Origin of the sequence: Streptomyces sp. NPDC007205 (genome assembly GCF_040634095.1) — a bacterium.
Lineage (GTDB): Bacteria > Actinomycetota > Actinomycetes > Streptomycetales > Streptomycetaceae > Streptomyces.
The window spans coordinates 219,788-239,884 of record NZ_JBEYEW010000002.1; the positions used below are offsets into that span (position 1 = coordinate 219,788).

The 20,097-nt window shown below is 73.1% G+C and carries 19 protein-coding genes; 9 read left to right on the forward strand and 10 right to left on the reverse strand.

Annotation, left to right across the window (positions count from 1 at the left end; translation table 11 throughout):
• The first annotated feature begins 43 nt into the window (after positions 1-43).
• Positions 44-1,570 carry an NCS1 family nucleobase:cation symporter-1 gene (locus ABZ624_RS04525; protein WP_360082528.1) on the forward strand — a complete coding sequence of 509 codons (1,527 nt, stop codon included), beginning with the start codon at positions 44-46 and terminating at the stop codon, positions 1,568-1,570.
• A 21-nt stretch (positions 1,571-1,591) separates the two neighbouring features.
• On the opposite strand, the gene ABZ624_RS04530 is transcribed toward ABZ624_RS04525, so the two are convergent.
• From ABZ624_RS04530 to ABZ624_RS04550, 5 genes are all read right to left on the reverse strand, one after another.
• Positions 1,592-2,311, reverse strand: a complete 720-nt coding sequence (locus ABZ624_RS04530; RefSeq protein ID WP_360082530.1) for a hypothetical protein — start codon at positions 2,309-2,311, stop codon at positions 1,592-1,594.
• Between the two features lie 330 nt (positions 2,312-2,641).
• Entirely contained in the window at positions 2,642-3,058 is a 417-nt protein-coding gene (locus tag ABZ624_RS04535) for a hypothetical protein (RefSeq protein ID WP_360082532.1), read from the reverse strand.
• 97 nt (positions 3,059-3,155) lie between these two features.
• The gene (locus tag ABZ624_RS04540; RefSeq protein WP_360082534.1) at positions 3,156-4,454 is read right to left on the reverse strand and encodes a WXG100 family type VII secretion target; all 1,299 of its coding nucleotides are present in this window, start codon (positions 4,452-4,454) and stop codon (positions 3,156-3,158) included.
• A 6-nt stretch (positions 4,455-4,460) separates the two neighbouring features.
• Entirely contained in the window at positions 4,461-4,751 is a 291-nt protein-coding gene (locus ABZ624_RS04545) for a DUF6317 family protein (RefSeq protein ID WP_360082536.1), read from the reverse strand.
• A complete protein-coding gene (locus tag ABZ624_RS04550) occupies positions 4,748-5,254 on the reverse strand; it encodes an SAV_915 family protein (protein WP_360082538.1) in 507 nt (168 codons plus the stop codon). Before ABZ624_RS04550 ends, ABZ624_RS04545 begins: the two co-directional genes overlap by 4 nt.
• A 485-nt stretch (positions 5,255-5,739) precedes the next feature.
• On the opposite strand from ABZ624_RS04550, the gene ABZ624_RS04555 reads away from it, so the two are divergent.
• From ABZ624_RS04555 to ABZ624_RS04585, 7 genes are all read left to right on the forward strand, one after another.
• Positions 5,740-7,557, forward strand: coding sequence for a gamma-glutamyltransferase (locus tag ABZ624_RS04555; RefSeq protein ID WP_360082540.1), 1,818 nt, complete (start codon positions 5,740-5,742; stop codon positions 7,555-7,557).
• A gap of 91 nt (positions 7,558-7,648) precedes the next feature.
• Positions 7,649-8,494, forward strand: coding sequence for an inositol monophosphatase family protein (locus ABZ624_RS04560; protein ID WP_360082542.1), 846 nt, complete (start codon positions 7,649-7,651; stop codon positions 8,492-8,494).
• A 537-nt stretch (positions 8,495-9,031) separates the two neighbouring features.
• Entirely contained in the window at positions 9,032-10,450 is a 1,419-nt protein-coding gene (locus tag ABZ624_RS04565) for an NAD(P)/FAD-dependent oxidoreductase (RefSeq protein ID WP_360082544.1), read from the forward strand.
• Positions 10,447-10,956, forward strand: a complete 510-nt coding sequence (locus ABZ624_RS04570) for an O-acetyl-ADP-ribose deacetylase (protein ID WP_360082546.1) — start codon at positions 10,447-10,449, stop codon at positions 10,954-10,956. Before ABZ624_RS04565 ends, ABZ624_RS04570 begins: the two co-directional genes overlap by 4 nt.
• 173 nt (positions 10,957-11,129) lie before the next feature.
• Positions 11,130-12,002, forward strand: coding sequence for a methylenetetrahydrofolate reductase (locus ABZ624_RS04575; protein ID WP_360082548.1), 873 nt, complete (start codon positions 11,130-11,132; stop codon positions 12,000-12,002).
• 194 nt (positions 12,003-12,196) lie between these two features.
• Positions 12,197-13,675, forward strand: a complete 1,479-nt coding sequence (locus ABZ624_RS04580) for an AlkA N-terminal domain-containing protein (RefSeq protein ID WP_360082550.1) — start codon at positions 12,197-12,199, stop codon at positions 13,673-13,675.
• A gap of 91 nt (positions 13,676-13,766) precedes the next feature.
• Entirely contained in the window at positions 13,767-14,258 is a 492-nt protein-coding gene (locus ABZ624_RS04585; protein WP_360083191.1) for a methylated-DNA--[protein]-cysteine S-methyltransferase, read from the forward strand.
• 35 nt (positions 14,259-14,293) lie between these two features.
• Here ABZ624_RS04585 and ABZ624_RS04590 read toward each other — a convergent pair whose 3' ends face one another.
• From ABZ624_RS04590 to ABZ624_RS04605, 4 genes are all read right to left on the reverse strand, one after another.
• Positions 14,294-15,253 carry a D-2-hydroxyacid dehydrogenase family protein gene (locus ABZ624_RS04590; protein ID WP_360082552.1) on the reverse strand — a complete coding sequence of 320 codons (960 nt, stop codon included), beginning with the start codon at positions 15,251-15,253 and terminating at the stop codon, positions 14,294-14,296.
• A gap of 313 nt (positions 15,254-15,566) precedes the next feature.
• Complete coding sequence (locus ABZ624_RS04595) at positions 15,567-15,812, reverse strand: hypothetical protein (protein ID WP_360082554.1); 246 nt, start codon at positions 15,810-15,812, stop codon at positions 15,567-15,569.
• 52 nt (positions 15,813-15,864) lie between these two features.
• Entirely contained in the window at positions 15,865-16,359 is a 495-nt protein-coding gene (locus tag ABZ624_RS04600; RefSeq protein WP_360082556.1) for an NUDIX hydrolase, read from the reverse strand.
• Positions 16,360-16,387: 28 nt separating this feature from the next.
• Positions 16,388-17,464 carry an ADP-ribosylglycohydrolase family protein gene (locus ABZ624_RS04605; protein ID WP_360082558.1) on the reverse strand — a complete coding sequence of 359 codons (1,077 nt, stop codon included), beginning with the start codon at positions 17,462-17,464 and terminating at the stop codon, positions 16,388-16,390.
• A gap of 207 nt (positions 17,465-17,671) precedes the next feature.
• Between ABZ624_RS04605 and ABZ624_RS04610 the strand changes: the two genes are divergently transcribed.
• Positions 17,672-18,808: a glycerate kinase gene (locus ABZ624_RS04610; protein WP_360082560.1), complete on the forward strand. Its 1,137-nt coding sequence runs from the start codon at positions 17,672-17,674 to the stop codon at positions 18,806-18,808.
• 455 nt (positions 18,809-19,263) lie between these two features.
• Here the strand turns inward: ABZ624_RS04610 and pssA are convergent, their stop codons facing one another.
• Positions 19,264-20,085, reverse strand: a complete 822-nt coding sequence (gene pssA, locus ABZ624_RS04615; RefSeq protein WP_360083193.1) for a CDP-diacylglycerol--serine O-phosphatidyltransferase — start codon at positions 20,083-20,085, stop codon at positions 19,264-19,266.
• Positions 20,086-20,097 lie beyond the last annotated feature (12 nt).

A 20,097-nucleotide genomic window follows, 5' to 3' on the forward strand; every position in this document is an offset into this window, starting at 1 on the left:
CCGCACGGCCTCTCCCGTCCCACCTCGTTCGATTGGCCTGCCCATGACCGACACCGCTCCCACGGCCATACCGCCGTCCGCCCAAGTCACCCTCCCCGACGGCCGCGTGACGATCGCCCCCGGCGCGCCGCAGCCCAGCGGCCCCTACGCCAACGCGGATCTGCTGCCGGTCCCGGTCGAGAAGCGCACCTGGACCACGTACAACTTCTCCGCGCTCTGGGTCGGCATGGCCCACAACACGGCCTCCTGGACGCTGGCGTCCGGCCTGATCGCCGTCGGCATGGACTGGAAGCAGGCGGTGTTCACCATCGCCCTCGCCAACCTGATCGTGCTGGTGCCGATGCTGCTGACCGGTCACGCCGGCCCCAAGTACGGCATCCCCTTCCCGGTCTTCGCCCGCGCCTCCTTCGGCGTGCGCGGCGCCAACCTGCCCGCGGTCGTACGCGCGTTGGTGGCGTGCGGCTGGTTCGGCATCCAGACCTGGATCGGCGGCGAGGCCATCTACTTCCTCGCCGGGAAGCTGATCGGCGACAGCTGGTCGAACGCGGCGCACATCGGCGGGTACGCCTGGACCATGTGGCTGTCGTTCGCGCTGTTCTGGATGGTCCAGGTGGCGATCATCCACCGGGGCATGGAGACCATCCGCCGCTTCGAGAACTGGGCGGCGCCCTTCGTGCTCGTCGGCGCGTTCGTGATGCTGGGATGGATGAGCAGCAAGGCGGGAGGTTTCGGCCCGCTCTTCGACCAGCCGTCGAAGCTCGGCTGGGGCGGGAGCTTCTGGAAGCTCTTCTGGCCCTCCCTGATGGGCATGATCGGCTTCTGGTCGACCCTGTCGCTGAACATCCCGGACTTCACCCGCTACGGCAGGAGCCAGAAGGCCCAGACCTGGGGCCAGGCGCTGGGCCTGCCGACCACGATGACCCTGTTCGCGTTCCTGTCCGTCCTGGTCACCTCCGGTTCGCAGGCGGTCTACGGCACACCGGTCTGGGACCCGGTCCAGCTGGCGGCGAAGACGGACAACGTGGTGGGCCTGCTCTACGCCCTGGTCACGGTGCTGGTGGCCACCCTCTCGGTGAACATCGCGGCCAACCTGGTCTCGCCGGCCTTCGACTTCTCCAACGTGGCGCCGAGAAAGGTGAGTTTCCGCACCGGAGCGCTCATCACGGCCGTCCTCGCGGTCCTCATCTTCCCCTGGAAGCTGTACTCCGACCCGCAGGGCTACATCTTCACCTGGCTGGGCCTGGTCGGCGGCCTGCTCGGCACGGTCGCGGGCATCCTCGTCGCCGACTACTGGCTCCTGCGCCGCACCCGCTTGGACCTCGCCGACCTCTACCGCACGGGCGGCCGTTACTGGTACACGGCCGGCTGGAACTGGCGGGCGGTCGTCGCCTTCCTGGCGGGCGGCGTCCTCGCGATCGGCGGCGCCGACCTCAAGCCCCTGACCGACGGCCGTCCCATCCCGGCCCTGGCCTCCCTGGCCGACTACGGCTGGGCGGTGGGCCTCGGCACGTCCCTGGTCCTCTACCTGGCCCTCACCCTGCTGACGCCCCGCAGCCGGACCACGGCCTAGCGGATCCCCGGGGGCGGGTGCTCACCCGGACGGCGACTGCCCGCCCCCGAGCGCGCCGACCGCGGCCCGCGCCGCCTGGATGGCCCCCTTGTTGATCTCGTCCGTCCCGGGAGCCGTCTTCGTCTCGAAGTCGCTGCCGTTGTAGGTGACGATCACCAGGGCGTTGGACACCCGGACCATCACCACGCCCTCGCGGGTCTGCTGCTTGTCCTGCGTGGTCAGATTCACCACCGAGTAGGCGCTGTCCCCGAGCCCCGGCACGGTCCCGCCGCCGCTCTTCTCGCCCACCCGCTGCTGGTACTCCTGCTGCGCCTCCTGCTCCGACGCGCTGATCTCGAACGACACGTCGAGCCAGCGGTAGTCGTAGCCCTGCAGCGCGTTCCAGGAACAGGTGCGGCGCAGCTTGGTGTCCGTCGACGGGATCTCCTTGCCCGCCGTCTTCGCCCCCGGCACCAGGGACTTGACGGTCGCCGCGGGCACGCTGGTGCAGGGGGAGGGCGCGGTGGAGTACGCCTTCGCGGTCGCGCCGGCCGCCGGGTCGGAGGAACTGGAGGACCCCGAGGAACTGGAGGAGCCCGGGGAGCCCGAGGCGGACTGGGTGGACGTCTGCTGGGCCGCGCCGTGCCCGGCGGCCGCCGGCGGCGCGGCGGGTCCGGACGTCAGCGCCCAGCCGGCACAGGCGAGGACGGCGACCGGCGAGATCCGCGCGGTGAGGGCGAGCGGCAGAGGAAGAGAACGCACGGCGCACTTCTCGTGGGGGAGGGGTACGGAAGGGGTCCGCAGGGTGGACGGGGACGACAGTGTCACACGAGTCCCTGTGGGGCGGAAGCGAAAACTCGTAGCGTGCCCGCGCGGTCACGACAGCTCATTCACGACGTCCCGGGATGCCCGTTATGTGCCTCCAGCCGGCGGCGGGCGCCCAGTTCGCCGGCACCAAGCCGCGCCCGGTCACGGACAGTCCTGCAGCACGTGACGTGTGAGCGCTCATGGCTGCTCGGCTCTCCGCGGGGCTGGGTGGATGGAGCAAGCCCGCGCGGTGATCCCGGCGCTGCTTCGACATCCCGTTCGCTGTCATGTTCCGGTGGAGTGCGCCTCGAGCCAGCGGCGGGCGCCGACTTCGCTGGGATACTCACGGACGGCGATCGCGGCGGCGAACCAGCCGAGGCACCACGCGGCGAACGCCGGCATGACAGGAGCAGCGAACAGCATGAGCCCGCGACCCACGGCGATCAGGCCTGGAATGCGCCCGTTACGGTCGCGTCTGGCCTGGCGGATCTGCCCGGGAGTGGGGGGATTCAGAAGTGCCTCTCGGTGGCCCCTGCGCTGCGACACCCAGCCCCACACCAAGGTCACGACGGACGCGGCCACCTGGGTGCCGTCCCACACGCGGCGCACGGTGGACGGCAGAACGTCGCGGAACCCCGCGTAGAAGGACAGCGACACGAAACACACGATGGCGGCGGCGATGAGCATGTTGACGGCCGCCAAGACGCGGCGGAGCCAGTAGCGCGTGCCGCGTTCGTACCAGGTGGTGCCGAGGCCCGGAAGTTTGGGGATGCCAACAGGAGCTCCTCCGGCCGGTGCTTCAGAAGATGCTCGTGACACCATGCCAGACGTCCTTCATCAGGCGCTTCCCGTCATCGACGGTCTCCGTGGCGACATGCTTGGTCCCGGTCAGCACGCCACCGACCACCCCGTGGTCGTGAATGTCCTCGCTCCAGTGCTCGTGGAAGGTGTGGTCGAGGACGGAGGTCGCGAGGATCACCGAGCCGACCCCGACCGCGGCGACAGCGCCCGCGGTCAGATCGATGGGAGCGGTGGCCACGATGCCTGCCGTGATGGCCGCTCCTGCGGCCAGGCCGCCGAGGTTCGCGCCTTCGTCGACAGCGACCGAGTGCTGCCAGGACCAGCCCTTGTCGTGGTCGTCGGAAGCCTCCAGGACGCCGCAGGCGCCGGCTGCCACGACGTCCACGACAGGCAACTCCTTGAGGACGTCCGGCAGCGCCTCCAGCCCCTTGCCCAGGCGCAGCGCGTCCGCCGCGTCCACCAGTTTGACGTTCAGGGCTCGGTCGTAGGGCAACGCGGTGCTGCCGCGGTCGGCGCGGGCGATGTCCTGCTCCAGTGAGTCCACCTTGGTGACCGCGTCGCGGTAGTCACTCTTGGCCGGAAGGTCGGCGGGCATCTTCCGCCCCTGCTGCTGGAACACCTTCCGCTCGGCGCGCAGTTGCTTCTTGGCGGCCTGCGCCTCGGCCTTGGCCGCGTCGATGTGCCTGCGGGCCTCGATACCCCCGGCCCGGGCATCCTCGGCGTCGTACGCGTACAGCCCGCGCAGCGCGTCGTACAGGGTGACCTTGTCCCCCGGGGACACCGAGCCGTCCTTCGACGTCACCTTGTCGTACAGCCCCTGCAACTGCTTCGCCGCCACCAGCCGTGCGTGCTGGGCGGTGTGCAGGATCTCGTTGCGCGCCGTGGTGTAGTCGTTCATCGCGGAGATGGTCTTCTGGTCCTGCGCGCTCGGCGGATTCGCCGTCATGACCGGCAGCGGCGCGCCCTTGGCGTCCGTGGCCACACCCTTGCGGGCCGCGATGTGCTGCGCGTTCTGCAGGGACGTCTCACATGTGGACAGCGCGTCGGCCAGCGTCTGGAGGATCTCACCCGTCGCGTGCACCAGCTCCGCGAAGCCGCCGGCGGCCAGCGCGTCCTCGCTCCACTTGGCGCGGAAGCTCTCGGCCGCCTCGCCCTTCCAGCCGGCGTCGCCGACCAGTTTGTCGACGACGCTGCTCAGCGGCTTGACCACGTCGTCGAGCTTGTCCTTGGCGTTCTTGTACGTCTCGGCCATCGTGCGCAGTCCGCCGATGTCGCCGCCGACCCAGCTGTCAGCCATCGTCCGTCACCCCATCAGGTCTTCGAAGGCGCCGTGGACGTCCACGTCGTGCCGGTGGAAGGAGTCCCGCGCGTAGGCGACCTTGTCCCCGTGGTCGTCCAGCCGGTCCGCCATGCCGATGTGCAGGGCGACGATGAGGTCCGCGACCTCCTTGATGGCCGAGTCCAGCCCGGCGTCGCCCCCGCTGACCACCGGCGGCGCCACGTCGGGGTGCAGCTTGCGGTAGTCGCCGGCCTGCTCGTGGAAGGTCTTCGCCATGGCGGCGAGGTCGTCGTAGACCACCTTGAAGTCGCTCACCGGCGCACCTCCCGCGCGTAGGCGGCCAGGTCGTCCGCCGTCCAGTTGGGTGCTCCGGGCGTGACCCGTGGATCGAGCACGACGGTGACGCCCTGCTCGCGCACGCCCTCCGCCAGGGGGCCGAGTGACGCGGCCACCCACGGCTGCGCCTCGCCCAGCGCGTCCACCAGTTTCCTCGGCGTGGTGAAGGCGAAGGCCACGGTGCCGTGAACGGGATGCCGGAACAGCTCGAAGACGACGAACGGCACGCGTGCGGGGCGGCCGTCCCGGCCTGTCCCCGCTACGGACCGCGGATGCGCCGGTACGCACACAGGCGTGTGGTACGCGGGCACGCCCGGCTTGGGGCCGGGCCGGTCGTCCGCGGCGGATCGGGGCGGCGGGGCTGCGTGCACCAGGTCCAGCAGCGTCGAACGGTGCGGCTCGGAAGCCCGCTGTGACGTCTCGTGTCCTGGCGGATCAGTCTCCAGGAAATCGTGCAGCCGTGACCGTATCGGCGCCCCCACCGCCTTCACCTCTTCCCCGTGGTTTCGCGTGGCCGTTGGGCTCGACCACGTTAGCCAGCGGTCAATGGAGCAAATCCGGCTATGTCGGGGAGTCTGAGCAGGTGTACACGGAACCCATACGACCGTTTGATCCGGGGTAGGGCAGCCCTTGACCCGTTGATGAACCGCTGCGACGGCGGCGATGACGCCCGCACTGCCGACCGCGCCGGTCAGGTATCCCGCGGCCCGGGCCGGCCCGGCCCGGTCGGCGGCCCCGGGCCCGGGAGATTACGGCCCACCGCGACGGCGGCGAAGGCCCGAGCCCGCCGCCGCGGCGCCCGCGGACTCCGTCGCCCTGCTCGCGCCAGGACCAGGGCATGGTCGACGTCTCCATCGCCATCGCCGACGCCACCGGCGGCACCGATGAACGAGTATGGCCTCCAGGTCCGTTCCCGCCGCTCGACGCGCCACCACTCACACCGAGGTCAGAGATGACGAGGTCAGAGATGAACTTCACGACTCGCCCCACTCTTCAAGGGACCCACGGCATGGTGTCCTCCACTCACTGGCTGGCCTCCCAGTCGGCGATGGCGGTGCTGGAGAGCGGCGGGAACGCCTTTGACGCCGCCGTCGCCGGGGCGTTCGTGCTGCACGTGGTGGAGCCGCACCTGAACGGGCCCGCAGGGGAAGCGCCGATCCTGCTCGCCCCGGCGGGCGGCGCGGTGCGGGTGCTGTGCGGGCAGGGTGTCGCCCCGGCCGGTGCCACCGTCGCCCACTACCGGGGGCTCGGGCTGGACCTCGTACCCGGCACCGGGCCGCTCGCGGCCGCCGTGCCCGGCGCCTTCGACGCCTGGCTGCTGCTCCTGCGCGACCACGGCACGAAGTCCCTGGACGACGTCCTGCGGTACGCCATCGGATACGCCGAGCACGGGCACGCGCCCGTGGAGCAGGCCGGCGCCACAGTGGAGACCGTACGGGAGCTGTTCGAGACCGAGTGGACCTCGTCGGCCGAGGTGTATCTGCCCGGCGGCCGGGCGCCCCGCCCCGGTGAGCTGTTCCGCAACCCCGCGCTCGCCGCCACCTGGAAGCGACTGCTGGCCGAGACCGCGGGCGCAGGTGACCGGGAGGCCGCGATCGACGCCGCGCGCGAGGTGTGGCGCTGCGGCTTCATCGCCGAGGCCCTGGTACGGCAGTCCCGGCGGCCCACGCTGGACACCAGCGGGCTGCGGCACACCGGCACGCTCACCGAGGCCGACCTCGCCGGCTGGTCCGCGACCTACGAGACCCCGGTGACCTACGACTGGAACGGCTGGACCGTGTGCAAGGCCGGCCCCTGGAGCCAGGGCCCCGCGCTCCTGCAGCAACTCGCCCTGCTTCCGCCGGAGCTGCCCCCGTACGGTTCCGCCGAGTACGTCCATCTGCTGATCGAGGGCTGCAAGCTCGCCATGGCCGACCGGGAGGCCTGGTACGGGGACGCCGCCGAGGTGCCGCTCGCGGAGCTGCTCTCGGACGACTACAACACCGGCCGGCGAGCCCTGGTCGACGCCAAGGCCTCCTGGGAACTGCGGCCCGGCAGCCCCGGCGGACGCACCCCGCGGCTGCCGGCGCAGGCCTACGCGCGCGTGGAGACCGACAACCTCGGCGTCGACCCGATGGGCGCGGGCGAGCCGACGGTCGCGGAGATCCCCGGCGAGCCGCACGTGGCCGTCGACGGCACGACCCGCGGCGACACCTGCCACCTGGACGTCGTCGACCGCTGGGGCAACATGGTCGCGGCCACGCCCAGCGGCGGCTGGCTGCAGTCCAACCCGGTCGTGCCCGAGCTGGGCTTCCCGCTCGGCACCCGCCTGCAGATGACCTGGCTGGAGGAGGGCCTGCCGAACTCGCTCACCCCGGGACGCCGCCCGCGCACCACCCTCACCCCGTCCCTCGCGCTGCGCGACGGGGTGCCGGTCCTGGCCTTCGGCACGCCCGGCGGCGACCAGCAGGACCAGTGGCAGCTGCACTTCTTCCTCGCCGCCGCCCTGCGCGCCCCGGTCCGCGGCGTCCTCGACCTCCAGGGCGCGATCGACGCCCCGAACTGGCACAACGACAGCTTCCCCAGCTCCTTCCACCCACGCGGCCGACGCCCCGGCAGCGTCACCGTGGAGTCCCGCATGGACCCTGACGTCATCGAGGAACTACGGAGGCGCGGCCACGACGTCACCGTCGGCCCCGCCTGGTCCGAGGGACGCCTGTGCGCGGTGGCCCGGGATCCGGAGACCGGCGTGCTGTCGGCGGCGGCCAACCCGCGCGGGATGCAGGGGTACGCCGTCGGACGCTGACCGGTCATCCGGCGCCCGTTCTTCATCCCGATTCCACCCGGTATGCACCCCGCGGGCGGGGATTGTCAGTGGGACGTGCTCTCATGGACGCATGATCGAAGACACGGAAACCATCGACGAGTTTCTCATCCGCTGTTCGGCCGACGTGGAGGAGGCCGTCCGCAAGGCGGCCGCGGCCGAGATCCTGCCCCGCTTCCGCCGCCTCGCCGAGCACGAGGTGGACCAGAAGAGCGGCCCCCACGACCTGGTGACGGACGCCGACCGGCTCGCCGAGCTGCGGCTCACCGAGGACCTCGGCGCCCTGCTGCCGGGCTCGGTCGTGGTCGGCGAGGAGGCGGTGCACGCCGACCCGGCGACCTATGCGGCGCTGCAGGGCGACGCACCGGTCTGGATCGTCGACCCGGTCGACGGCACCCGCCAGTTCGTGCACGGCGACGACGGGTTCTGCACCCTGGTCGCGCTCGCCCACCGGGGCGTCGTCCTCGCCTCCTGGACCTACGCCGCGGCGCGCGACCAGCTCGCCACCGCGGTCCGCGGCCGGGGCGCCCACCTCGACGGCGAGCGGCTGTTCGCGGGCCGGCCCGAGTCCGGCCGCGACCTCGTCGTCGCCGCCTCCCACCCGGACTACACCACCGACGAGCAGAAGCGCGCCCTGCACGCCCTGTGGACCGACGGCCTCGCCCCCCGCCCCTGCGGTTCGGCGGGCCTGGAGTATCTCGCCGTCGCCCGGGGCGAGTTGGACGCCGTCGCGTTCTCCTGGGAGGCGGCCTGGGACCACGCGGCCGGCCTGCTCCTCGTCGAGGAGGCGGGCGGCACGCATCTCACCCGCGCCGGCGAGCCGTTCCGCGTGACCGGCGGCAACGCACTGCCGTTCACTGCGGCCCGGGACACCGCAACCGCCCAGCGGCTGACCGAACTGCTGCGCACGGCAGCCTGAGTCCCGCACCAGTCCGCCCTGTCCGCCCTCTCCGCCCCGGTCACCGGTGGCCGGACGGCGCTCGCGATGTGCTGTACGCGGCGGACGGCGATGCCATGGCGTTCCGGCTGCCCCGTGTCCGGCGGTCGCGAAGGTGCTGGCGGGTCCGCTGTGCCGGGCGCCCGGCGCCCTGCGGGCCCGTGCCGTCGCGTCCGATCCGTCATCGGCGGCCGGGTGCGGGTGGCGGTCAGCGCTCAGCTGGGTCCGGCGGACGGTGAGGCCGTGGCGTTCCGCCTGCCTTCGTCCTCGGTCGGGGGCCGGGCGGTGCCGGCGGGTTCGTCGTGCCCGGCGGACGGCGAGGAGGCCGTGGCGTCCGGCCTGCCCCCGTCACCCTGGTCGGAAGGCGCTCGCGGGGTCCACTGGGATGCGCCCGTACGGCTCCTCTCGCCCCCGCCCGCGGGCCGGACGGGGTCGCGCGGTCCACCCGGGCCGGGGGAGTGTCAGTCCTCCGGCATATCCTGGCCCCCAGTGGCCATCGGCTGACGAAGGGGTCCGAAGGTGCCGTCGATGCTCGATGCGGTCGTGGTGGGTGCGGGACCGAACGGACTGACCGCTGCCGTGGAGCTGGCCCGCCGCGGCTTCTCCGTCGCGCTGTTCGAGGCGAAGTCCACCGTGGGCGGCGGCGCCCGCACCGAGGAGCTGACGCTGCCCGGCTTCCGGCACGACCCGTGCTCGGCCGCCCACCCTCTCGGGATCAACTCACCGGCGTTCCGCGCCCTGCCCCTCGACCGCTACGGCCTTCAGTGGCTGCATTCCGGGCTGCCGATGGCGCACCCCTTCCTCGACGGCACCGCGGCCGTGCTCTCCCGCTCGGTCGCCGAGACGGCCGCCTCCTTCGGACCGCGCGACGCGGGCGCGTACCGCAGACTGGTCGAGCCGTTCCTCCCCCACTGGGACACCCTCGTACGGGACTTCATGTCCCTGCCGCTCAGCGCGCTCCCACGCGACCCCGTCACCCTGGCCCGCTTCGGCCTGGCCGGGCTGCCGCCGTCCACCTGGCTGCTGCGCCGCTTCAAGGACGAGCGGGCCAAGGCCCTGTTCGCCGGTCTGGTCGCGCATGTGATCGCGCCGCTCAACGGCCTGGCCACCGGCGCCATCGGCCTGGTCTTCGCGCTGTCCGCGCACGCCCGCGGCTGGCCGGTGCCCCGCGGCGGCTCCCAGGCGATCTCCGACGCCCTCGCCGGCTATCTCAAGGACCTCGGCGGCGCCGTACACACCGACTACGAGGTCAAGCGGCTGGACGACCTGCCCCCCGCGCGGGCGTACGTCTTCGACACCTCGCCCACCGCGCTCGCCCGCATCGCCGGCTTCGGCGACCACTACCGCAGCTACCGCTACGGCCCGAGCGTCTTCAAGATCGACTACGCGCTGGACGGCCCCGTGCCCTGGACCGCGCCCGAGGCCCGCGCCGCCACGACCGTACAGATCGGCGCGAGCAAGGACGAGATCGCCACCGCCCTGCGCGACGCCTCCCGCGAGGGCCGCGCTCCCGCCCGGCCGTTCATGATCACTGTGCAGCCCAGCGTCGTCGACCCGACCCGCGCCCCCGAGGGCAAGCAGGTCTTCTGGGCGTACGGCCATGTCCCGAACGGCTGGTCCGGCGACCTCACCGACGCCATGGAACGCCAACTGGAGCGCTTCGCCCCCGGTTTCCGCGACCGCGTGCTGGCCCGCGCCGTCGCCGGCCCCGCCGAGCTGGCCGCCCACAACGCCAACTACGTCGGCGGCGACATCGCCTGCGGCGCGGCGTCCGGACTGCAGTTGCTGCTGCGCCCGAGACTGTCGCTGTTCCCGTACCACACCCCGCATCCGGCCGTCTTCATCTGTTCCTCGGCCACCCCGCCGGGCCCCGGCGTGCACGGCATGTCGGGGCACAACGCGGCCAAGGCCGTCTGGCGAAGACTGAGGCAGACATGACCACCATCACCCTCGTCCAAGGAGACATCACCCGGCAGAGCGCCGACGCGATCGTCAACGCGGCCAACTCCTCCCTTCTCGGCGGCGGAGGGGTCGACGGCGCGATCCACCGGCGCGGCGGTCCCGCCATCCTGGAGGAGTGCCGCGCCCTGCGCGCCTCCCGCTACGGCAAGGGCCTGCCCACCGGCCGGGCGGTCGCCACGACGGCGGGCGCACTCGACGCCCGCTGGGTCATCCACACGGTAGGTCCGGTGTACAGCCGGAGCGAGGACCGCTCGGCGCTGCTGGCCTCCTGCTACCGCGAGTCCCTGAAGGTCGCCGGTGAACTCGGCGCCCGCACGGTCGCGTTCCCGGCGGTCTCCACCGGCGTCTACCGGTGGCCGATGGAGGACGCGGCCCGGATCGCCGTGGAGACGGTGCGGGCCACGGACACGGCGGTCGACGAGGTCCGGTTCGTGCTTTTCGACGAGCGGGCGTACGAGGCGTTCGCCGCGCAGCTTCGCTGACGGAGTCAGGGTGGGGTTTGCCGTAGTAAGAGGTGAAGCCAGGCACCCCGCCGGCCCGGCCGGCACGGATCCCCGGCTCGCGCCACGCCCCGCCGCCTCCCCCTGGCCCCTGGCCCCGCTCCCCGCGTGACATCATCGGCCGAGGTCAGGAACGCCGTCGTACGAGGAGCACGATGAACTCCGCTCTCACCGTCCCCCCGGCCGTCGGTGCCGCTCTGCTGGACGACTTCTCCCTGGAGATGACCGGCAAGGACGTGCTCCGGCTGGAGGAGGCGCAGGACAGCATCCCGCGGGGCACCCGGATCAACATCACCTACCTCGCCGGTGAGGACCTCGGCATGCGGCTGGCGGCCGCCCGCGCGGTCCAGCGGCTCGGTTTCGTCCCCGTACCGCACATCTCCGCACGCCGCCTGCCCTCCCGCGCCGCCCTGGAGGAGTTCCTGTCCGGCCTGGCCGCGGACGGCACCGCGGAGAACGTCTTCGTCGTCGGCGGCGACCCCGCCCGTCCCGAGGGCCCCTACGAGGACGCCCTCGCCGTCCTGCGCACCGGGCTGCTCCAGCACCACGGCGTCCGCCACGTCGGCATCAGCGGCTACCCGGAGGGCCACCCCGCGATATCCGACCGCACGCTGTGGTCGGCCCTCACCGACAAGGCGGCGGCCCTCGGGGCGCACCGGTTCGGCGGCGATGTCATCACCCAGTTCGGCTTCGACGCCGACCCGGTCCTCGGCTGGCTGGAGGCCGCCCGTGCCCGGGGCGTGCACCTGCCCGTCCGCATCGGCGTGCCCGGACCGGCGGGCGTGCGCCGGCTGCTCGGCTACGCCACCCGCTTCGGCGTCGCGACCAGCGCCTCCGTCGCCCGCACGTACGGTTTCTCGCTGACCAACCTCATGGGCACGGCCGGCCCGGACCGCTTCCTGCACGCGCTCGCCCGCCGCTACGACCCCGAGCGGCACGGCGCGGTGAAGGTGCACTTCTACACGTTCGGCGGACTGCGGCCCACCGCCGAGTGGGTCGCTCGCTTCCGGCAGCAGAGCCGCTCCTAGAAGGACCGTAGGCGGCGACGGCAGGAGCAGTACGGCCACGAGCAGGGTCGGCCCGGACGATCCACGTGCGGCACCTGGAGGTGATGTCCCCGGGCCCCGAAGCCCCGCCCGGAACGGGGAACCCGGCAGGCCCGCGGACGCCGGTGTCGGATTTCCGCCAGCACCGGCTGCCCCGCGTGGCCGATGCTGGAGGCATGCAGACAGCGACCCACCTCGACCGGGAGCACTGCGTACGCGCCGTGCAGTCCAAGGACGCGCGGTTCGACGGGTGGTTCTTCACGGCCGTCCTGACCACCCGGATCTACTGCCGGCCCAGCTGCCCCGCGGTCCCGCCCAAGCCGGAGAACATGACGTTCCACCCGAGCGCGGCCGCCTGCCAGCAAGCCGGGTTCCGGGCGTGCAAGCGCTGCCGTCCGGACACCAGCCCGGGTTCCCCGGAGTGGAACCAGCGTGCCGACCTGGTGGCCCGCGCCATGCGGCTCATCGCCGACGGTGTCGTGGACCGCGAGGGCGTGCCCGGACTCGCCGCCCGGCTCGGCTACAGCACCCGCCAGGTGGAGCGGCAGCTGCTCGCCGAACTGGGCGCGGGACCCCTCGCGCTCGCCCGCGCCCAGCGCGCCCAGACCGCGCGGCTGCTCATCGAGACCACCTCACTGCCCATGGCGGAGATCGCCTTCGCGGCCGGATTCTCCTCCATCCGCGCCTTCAACGACACCGTCCGCGAGGTCTTCGCCCTGACCCCGAGCGAACTGCGCACCCGAGCGCCCGAGTCCGGGACCGGCACGCCGGGCGGAATCAGCCTGCGGCTGCCGTTCCGCGCCCCGCTCAACCCCTCCAACCTCTTCGGCCACCTCGCCGCCACGGCCGTACCCGGCGTCGAGGAATGGTGCGACGGCGCCTACCGGCGCACGCTGCGCCTGCCGTACGGCCACGGGATCGTCGCGCTCACACCCCGCCCCGACCACATCGCCTGCCGCCTCACCCTGAGCGACCTGCGCGACCTGACCGTGGCGATCAGCCGCTGCCGTCGCCTGCTCGACCTGGACGCCGACCCCGTCGCCGTCGACGACCACCTGCGCACCGACCCGTTCCTCGCACCCCTGGTCGACAAGGCTCCGGGCCGCCGCGTGCCGCGCACGGTCGACGAGGCCGAGTTCGCCGTCCGCGCCGTACTCGGGCAGCAGGTGTCCACGGCCGCCGCCCGTACCCACGCGGCCCGCCTGGCCGCCGCGCACGGCAAGCCCCTGGACGACCCCGAGGGCGGCCTCACCCACCTCTTCCCGTCCCCCGAGGCGCTGGCCGCCGTCGACCCCGGGACGCTGGCGATGCCCCGCACCCGGCGCACCACCTTCACCACCCTCGTCCGCGAACTCGCCGACGGCACCCTGCACCTGGGCGTCGACAGCGACTGGTCCGAGGCGCGCGCCAGGCTGCTCGCCCTCCCCGGCTTCGGCCCCTGGACCGTCGACGTCATCGCCATGCGCGCCCTCGGCGACCCCGACGCCTTCCTCCCCACCGACCTCGGCATCCGGCGCGCGGCGGGGGAGCTGGGCCTGCCCTCCACCCCGGCCGCGCTCACCGCCCGCGCCGAGGCATGGCGGCCGTGGCGGGCGTACGCGGTGCAGTACCTGTGGGCGACCGACAGCCACCCGATCAACTTCCTCCCGGTATAAGAAGGTTGCACCCGTGAACGTGACGCCCGTGACTCCGACGACGACCGTGACTTCCATGACGCCCGTGACTCCTATGACCGCTGTGACTCCCGTGGCCTGCCACACCGTGATCGACAGCCCGTACGGCCCGCTCACCCTGGTCGCCGACGCCGACGGCGCCCTGTGCGGGCTGTACATGGCCGGCCAGCGGCACCGCCCGGCCGAGGAGAACTTCGGCCAGCGCGACGACACCCCGGCCGTCTTCGCCGCGGCCGAGGAGCAGCTGACGGCCTACTTCGCGGGGGAGCTGACGGAGTTCACCGTCGAACTCGCCGTCCGGGGAACGCCGTTCCAGCGCAGCGTCTGGGCGCAGCTGACCCGCATCCCCTACGGCGAGACCCGCACCTACGGCGAACTCGCCGACGCCCTCGGCAGCCCCGGTGCCTCCCGCGCCGTCGGCCTGGCCAACGGGCGCAATCCCGTCGGGATCATCGTCCCCTGCCACCGCGTCATCGGCTCCGACGGCAGCCTCACCGGCTACGGCGGCGGCCTGGACCGCAAGCGCCGGCTGCTGGACTTCGAACGGGGAACGGCCCTCTTCTGAGCAGGACACGCCCCTCCGGGGGCGTGACGGGCACGTCAGCCGAGGACCCGGACCGGGGCGCCGTCGAGATAGGCCTGGATGTCCTCCACGGCCTGGCCGTAGTAGCGCGCGTAGTTGGCGCGGGACACATAGCCCAGATGCGGGGTGGCGAGCAGGCGCGGCGCGCTGCGCATCGGGTGGCCGGCGGGCAGCGGTTCCACGTCGAAGACGTCGACACCGGCGCCGGCGATACGGCCCTCGTGCAGCGCGGCGAGCAGCGCGTCCTGGTCGACGATCGCGGCCCGCGAGGTGTTGATCAGGTAGGCGGTCGGCTTGAGCAGGGCGAGTTCGGCGGCGCCGAGCAGCCCCCGGGTCCGGTCGCTCAGCGCGAGGTGTACGGACACGAAGTCGCTGCTCGCGAGGAGTTCCTCCTTGGAAGGGGCGAGGCGTACGCCGGCCTCGTCGGCGCGCTCCTTGGTGAGGTTCTGGCTCCAGGCGACGACCTCCATCCCGAAGGCGAGCCCGACCTGCGCCACCCGGCTGCCGATCCGGCCCAGACCGAGCAGCCCGAGGGTGCGGCCGTGCAGGTCGGCACCGACGGTGGACTGCCAGGGGCCGCCTTCGCGCAGGGTGTTGCTCTCCTGGACGATGCCGCGGGCGAGACCCAGCAGCAGGGCCCAGGTGAGCTCGACCGGCGGTGTGCCGGAGCTCTCGGTGCCGCACACGGTGACGCCGCCGGCCCTGGCCGCCGCGTGGTCGATCACCGAGTTGCGCATGCCGGAGGCGATCAGAAGCCTCAGCCGGGGCAGCCGGTTCAGCAGGCCGGCCGGGAACGGCACCCGCTCGCGCAGGGTCACCACGCAGTCGAAGTCGGCGAGCGCCGCGACGAGTTCGTCCTCGCTCGTGAAGTGCTCGGTGAAGGAGACGACCTCCACGCGGTCACCCAGCACCGACCAGTCGGCGGACGTGACCGCCACGTTCTGGAAGTCGTCGAGTACGGCGCAGCGGAATCGCATGTCATTCCTCCCGGAGAATCGCGCTGTCGAAGCACGGCCATGGGCGGCCGCCCGTCCCGGCGCAGCCACCGCAGGAAGATCTTGCCCCGCCCGTTCGCCGCACCGGACGCGGGGGTGCCGGCGGACACCGACAGGTTCGGCGGCAGGCCGAAGGGGCATGGTGCAGCCCCAGAGGGTCTGCATCAACGCCCCTCGATGGCTCTCCTGAAGCGGGTGTCGGCGCCGGCCGCCCTCCTGTCCGCCGGGCCGGCCGAGCCCGCCGCGGCTGCACATCACCGCGTGGCGCTGGGCGACGGACGTGCCAGATCCGTGGTCATCCTGCTGACCGCGACAGCCACCGATCCGTTTCAGCGGCCCGGCTGATGAACCTGCGCCTGGTTGGACAGCGCCGCCGGCCGAGCAGCCGCAGCCCGAGTACGGCCGCCGCGGCGGCGAGGGTGAGGAGGCAGGAGAGGACGACGGCGGCGTACGCGTCGTGGTCCGAGGTGCCCGACGGGCGGGTCACCAGTGCCGCCCGGCAGAAGAAGCCGGCGGCGAGGGGCAGCAGGGTCAGCGGCACGGCGAGACCAGGCGCAGGCAGCCGCGGTCGTCGTCGGCCCGGCGGGGGCCGGTCATGCCACCCGGTGGCCGTTCTCCAGCTCCGCCGTGCCCGAGCCGGACGCCAGGACGTCCAGGGCGGTCAGGACGCGGCGGCCGAGGGCGCCGGGCAGATGGGCGGTGATCTCCTCGCGCGGGACCAGGCGCCAGGAGAGCAGTTCCGACTCCTGCAGACGGATGGCCTTGAGGTCGGCGTCACTGAGGACACCGCCGTCGTACAGGTACGCCACCAGCGGCGGGCGGTCCTCGCCGTGCGTCCAGTCCACGGCCAGCAGCCGGCCGGGCCGCCGGTCGAGCCCGATCTCCTCCAGAGTCTCCCGGCGGGCGCCCTCGCGCGGGGTCTCCCCATCGTCCGACTCGATGGTGCCGCCCGGAAGCGCCCAGCCCTCGCGGTAGTTCGGCTCGACCAGCAGCACGCGCCCCTCGGCGTCCCTGAAGAGCGCGGCGGCACCGGCGAGGACACGGGGCAGGCTCGCGATGTACGTGGCGAAGTCACCAGTCGTGGTCATTGGGGAAGGGTAACCAGCCGCCGTACGGCTACGGGCCGGCCGTCGCCAGGCGCACGGTGCGTTCCGCCAGCGCACTGATCCGTACGCCGTCGAAGCCGAACACCGCGCTCCGCACCGTGTCCTGAAGCGGGTCCTTCCACTGGGCGGGGATCGCGTCCGCGCCGGTGAGGACGCCCGCCACCGAGCCGGCCGTCGCCCCGTTGGAGTCCGTGTCCAGGCCGCCGCGGACGGTCAGCGCGAGGGTCCGGGTGAAGTCACCGTCGCCGTACAGCAGCCCGGCGGTGAGGACGGCGGCGTTCGGGACGGTGTGGATCCAGCCGAGCCCGGCGGTCTCCGCGGACAGCGTGGCCAGGGTCTCCTCCCAGGGCAGCCGCGTCTCGTGCAGGGTCATGGCCCGCCGTACGGTGCGGGCCAGGCGGCTGCTCGCCGGGATGACGCAGAGCGCGCTCTCCAGCGCGTCCCGCACGGTCGGCGCGGTGAACGCCGCCGCGATCAGCGCGGCCGCCCACATGGCGCCGTACACGCCGTTGCCGGTGTGCGACAGCACCGCGTCCCGGCGGGCCAGGGCAGCGGCGCCGGCCGGGTCGCCGGGGCGGGTCCAGCCGTGGACGTCGGCGCGGATGAGCGCGCCGATCCACTCCTGGTACGGGTTGTCGTACGTCGCCGTCAGCGGCGGCTTCAGCCCGTTCGCGAGATTGCGGTACGCCGCCCGTTCCGCGGTGAACGTCTGCAGGTACGGCAGCCTGAGCAGCCACAGGTCGCCGACCTGCTCGGTGCTGAAACCGAAGCCGTGCGTCTCCAGCAGGTGCAGGCCGAGGATCGCGTAGTCGACGTCGTCGTCCCGGCAGCTGCCGTGGATCCGGCCGCGCACGCAGACACGCCACTCCGGGCGCAGTGCGGCGGTCTCGGCCGGGTCGGCGGGCTCGGGCAGGTAGTCGGTGAGCGGCAGGGCCTCGGCCTTGCGCAGATAACGGTCGATGCGCTCGCGGGTCCACACCTCGCCCTGCTCGACCGGCTTGCCGAGCATGTTGCCCGCGATCCGGCCGAGCCAGCCGCCGTGGATGCGGTCGGCGAGGGCGGCGGATCCGGGGCGCTGGCTGGTCATGGCTGGGGTCTACCCGTTTTCCCCGGCTTCTTCCCAGGGTCTTCCCGGGTGCCTGCCCGGCGCTTCCCGGCCGTTCCAGGTGCTTCCCAGCCTTCGGTCGGGGCATGACGGCGAGGGTGTCCTCCGGTTAAGGTCGCAGCGGCGCGACTGGCCCTGACGTGCGCAGGGCCCGGAGAGCAAGGGGAAAGCAAGGTGGCGGACGCTGCAGTGAACGAGACCCGTCGGGTGCTCATCGCCGCGGACAAGTTCAAGGGCTCGCTGACGGCCGTGCAGGTCGCCGAGCGGGTGACGGCCGGGCTGCGCCGGGTCGTGCCGGACCTCGCGGTCGAGGCGCTGCCCGTGGCCGACGGCGGCGACGGGACGGTGGACGCGGCGGTCGCGGCCGGTTTCGAGCGCCGGGAGGTCCGGGTCGCCGGGCCGCTGGGCCAGGAGGTGCCGGCCGCGTTCGCGCTGCGCGGCGACACCGCGGTCGTGGAGATGGCCGAGGCGAGCGGCCTCCAGCGTCTCCCGGCCGGCGTCTTCGCGCCCCTGACGGCCTCGACGTACGGCTCCGGCGAGCTGCTGCGGGCCGCGCTCGACGCGGGCGCGCGGACGATCGTGTTCGGCGTCGGCGGCAGCGCCACGACGGACGGCGGCGCGGGCATGCTGGCGGCGCTGGGCGCGCGGTTCCTGGACGAGGACGGGGAACCGGTCCCGCCGGGCGGCGGCGGGCTCGCCGATCTGGCGCGGGCGGACCTGTCCGGCCTGGACGCGCGGCTGTCGACCGTGGAGCTGGTCCTCGCCAGCGACGTCGACAATCCGCTGACCGGGCCGAAGGGCGCGCCGGCGGTGTACGGCCCGCAGAAGGGCGCCTCCCCGGACGACGTGGAGACCCTGGACGCGGCGCTGGTCCACTTCGCGAAGGTGCTGGAGGCGGCCGTGGGCCCGCGTGCCGCGCAGTACGCGGCGGCGCCGGGTGCGGGTGCGGCGGGCGGCATCGGCTACGGCGCGCTGCTGCTGGGGGCCCGGTTCCGGCCCGGCATCGAGGTCATGCTGGACGTCCTCGGTTTCGCGCCCGCGCTGGAGCGGGCCTCTCTGGTGATCACCGGTGAGGGCTCGCTGGACGAGCAGACGCTGCACGGGAAGGCACCGGCGGGGGTCGCCGCGGCGGCCGGGGCCGCCGGCAAGGAGGTCGTGGCGGTGTGCGGGCGGCTGGCGCTGTCCCCGGAGGCGCTGCGGGGGGCGGGGATCGCCCAGGCGTACCCGCTGACGTCCGTCGAGCCCGATGTCGCCAGGTGCATCGCGGACGCGGGACCGATTCTCGAGCGGGTCGCCGCCCGTATCGCCGAGGACCGCCTGCGCTGAGGCGCCTGGGGCTCCGCCCCCAGACCCCGGCCTGAGCTGTGGGCACACAGGGGCCTGGGGCCGGAGCACCCAGGCCCCCGACAGGGCCACGTCCCGGCTCAGGACACGATTCGTCCCGCGCTCGCCTCCGGGTGCCACCGCCGCTACGCCGTGGCCCTCAGGATCCGCCGGTACGGCGACAGCCGCCCCGGGGTCCTGCATGACCGGGACGACCCGGCGAACGTGCTGACCGGCGCCGGGGAACGGCGGGAGGCGGCCCGCCCGCCGCGCGGCTGCCCCGACGGCTGCCGTCGGGTGTCCGGGCCCGGCCCCCTGTCCGCTCGGCCACCGAACGCCTCGAACGGCCGCGCGACCGCCCGGCCCGGCAGCGCCCGCATCCCGCCCCCGGAACACGGGCAAAAGGCGAAGGGCCCTGGACCAACCCGGTCCAGGGCCCTTCTGCCGTCGGCTTCCCGCTACGGCAACTGCGCCGCGCGAGCCTCGCGGCGGTTGCCGCGGAAGTTGTTCACCCGCCGGGCCGTGGCGAACAACGGAATCACCGCGCCCATGACCAGCTGCAGCGCACACCCCGTCTGCAGCAGGAGCTGGCCGCTCGGCGCGTCGAAGGCCCATGCCGCCAGCAGGCCCATGGACAGCACGATCCAGCACAGCATGGCCCCGGCCAGGCGCCCCCTCGGCTTCGGGTACTCCACCCGGCTCACCATCAGCCAGGCGGTCCCGAGGATCGCCAGCAGCGTCGCCACGAACGGCAGCTCCAGCAGCACGATCGAGACGACCGTCAGCGCGCCGAACGGCGAGGGCATGCCCTGGAACATGCCGTCCTTCATCGTCACGCAGCTGAAACGGGCGAGTCTGAGCACCACCGCCAGCAGCACCACGATCGCCCCCACCGCCGCCACCCGCTGGTGCGCGTCGTCCGCGACCATGCCATAGACGAGCACGAAGTACGCGGGGGCGAGCCCGAAGCTGATCAGGTCGGAGAGGTTGTCCAGCTCCGCGCCCATGGGGGACGAACGCAGCTTGCGGGCCACCAGTCCGTCGAACAGGTCGAAGACGGCCGCGCAGAGCATCAGGATGACGGCCGTGGCGGCGCTGTGCCGCGCCATGCCCGCGGACTCGTCATTGCCCGTCAGATGCGGGATCAGGATGCCGGTGGTGGTGAAGTACACCGCCATGAAGCCGCACGTGGCGTTCCCCAGGGTGAGGGTGTCCGCTATCGACAGGCGGAGCGAGAGGGGCATCTCCTCTTCTTCGTCCACCTCGTCGGCCTCGGGCACCCAGCCCGCCTG

Coding starts and splice junctions, on each gene's coding strand:
- ABZ624_RS04590 (WP_360082552.1), bottom strand. CDS start 15,253: ATGCGATTCCGCTGCGCCGTACTCGACGACTTCCAGAACGTGGCGGTC.
- ABZ624_RS04605 (WP_360082558.1), bottom strand. CDS start 17,464: ATGACCAGCCAGCGCCCCGGATCCGCCGCCCTCGCCGACCGCATCCAC.
- ABZ624_RS04575 (WP_360082548.1), top strand. CDS start 11,130: ATGAACTCCGCTCTCACCGTCCCCCCGGCCGTCGGTGCCGCTCTGCTG.
- ABZ624_RS04540 (WP_360082534.1), bottom strand. CDS start 4,454: ATGGCTGACAGCTGGGTCGGCGGCGACATCGGCGGACTGCGCACGATG.
- ABZ624_RS04560 (WP_360082542.1), top strand. CDS start 7,649: ATGATCGAAGACACGGAAACCATCGACGAGTTTCTCATCCGCTGTTCG.
- ABZ624_RS04525 (WP_360082528.1), top strand. CDS start 44: ATGACCGACACCGCTCCCACGGCCATACCGCCGTCCGCCCAAGTCACC.
- ABZ624_RS04580 (WP_360082550.1), top strand. CDS start 12,197: ATGCAGACAGCGACCCACCTCGACCGGGAGCACTGCGTACGCGCCGTG.
- ABZ624_RS04570 (WP_360082546.1), top strand. CDS start 10,447: ATGACCACCATCACCCTCGTCCAAGGAGACATCACCCGGCAGAGCGCC.
- ABZ624_RS04555 (WP_360082540.1), top strand. CDS start 5,740: ATGAACTTCACGACTCGCCCCACTCTTCAAGGGACCCACGGCATGGTG.
- ABZ624_RS04600 (WP_360082556.1), bottom strand. CDS start 16,359: ATGACCACGACTGGTGACTTCGCCACGTACATCGCGAGCCTGCCCCGT.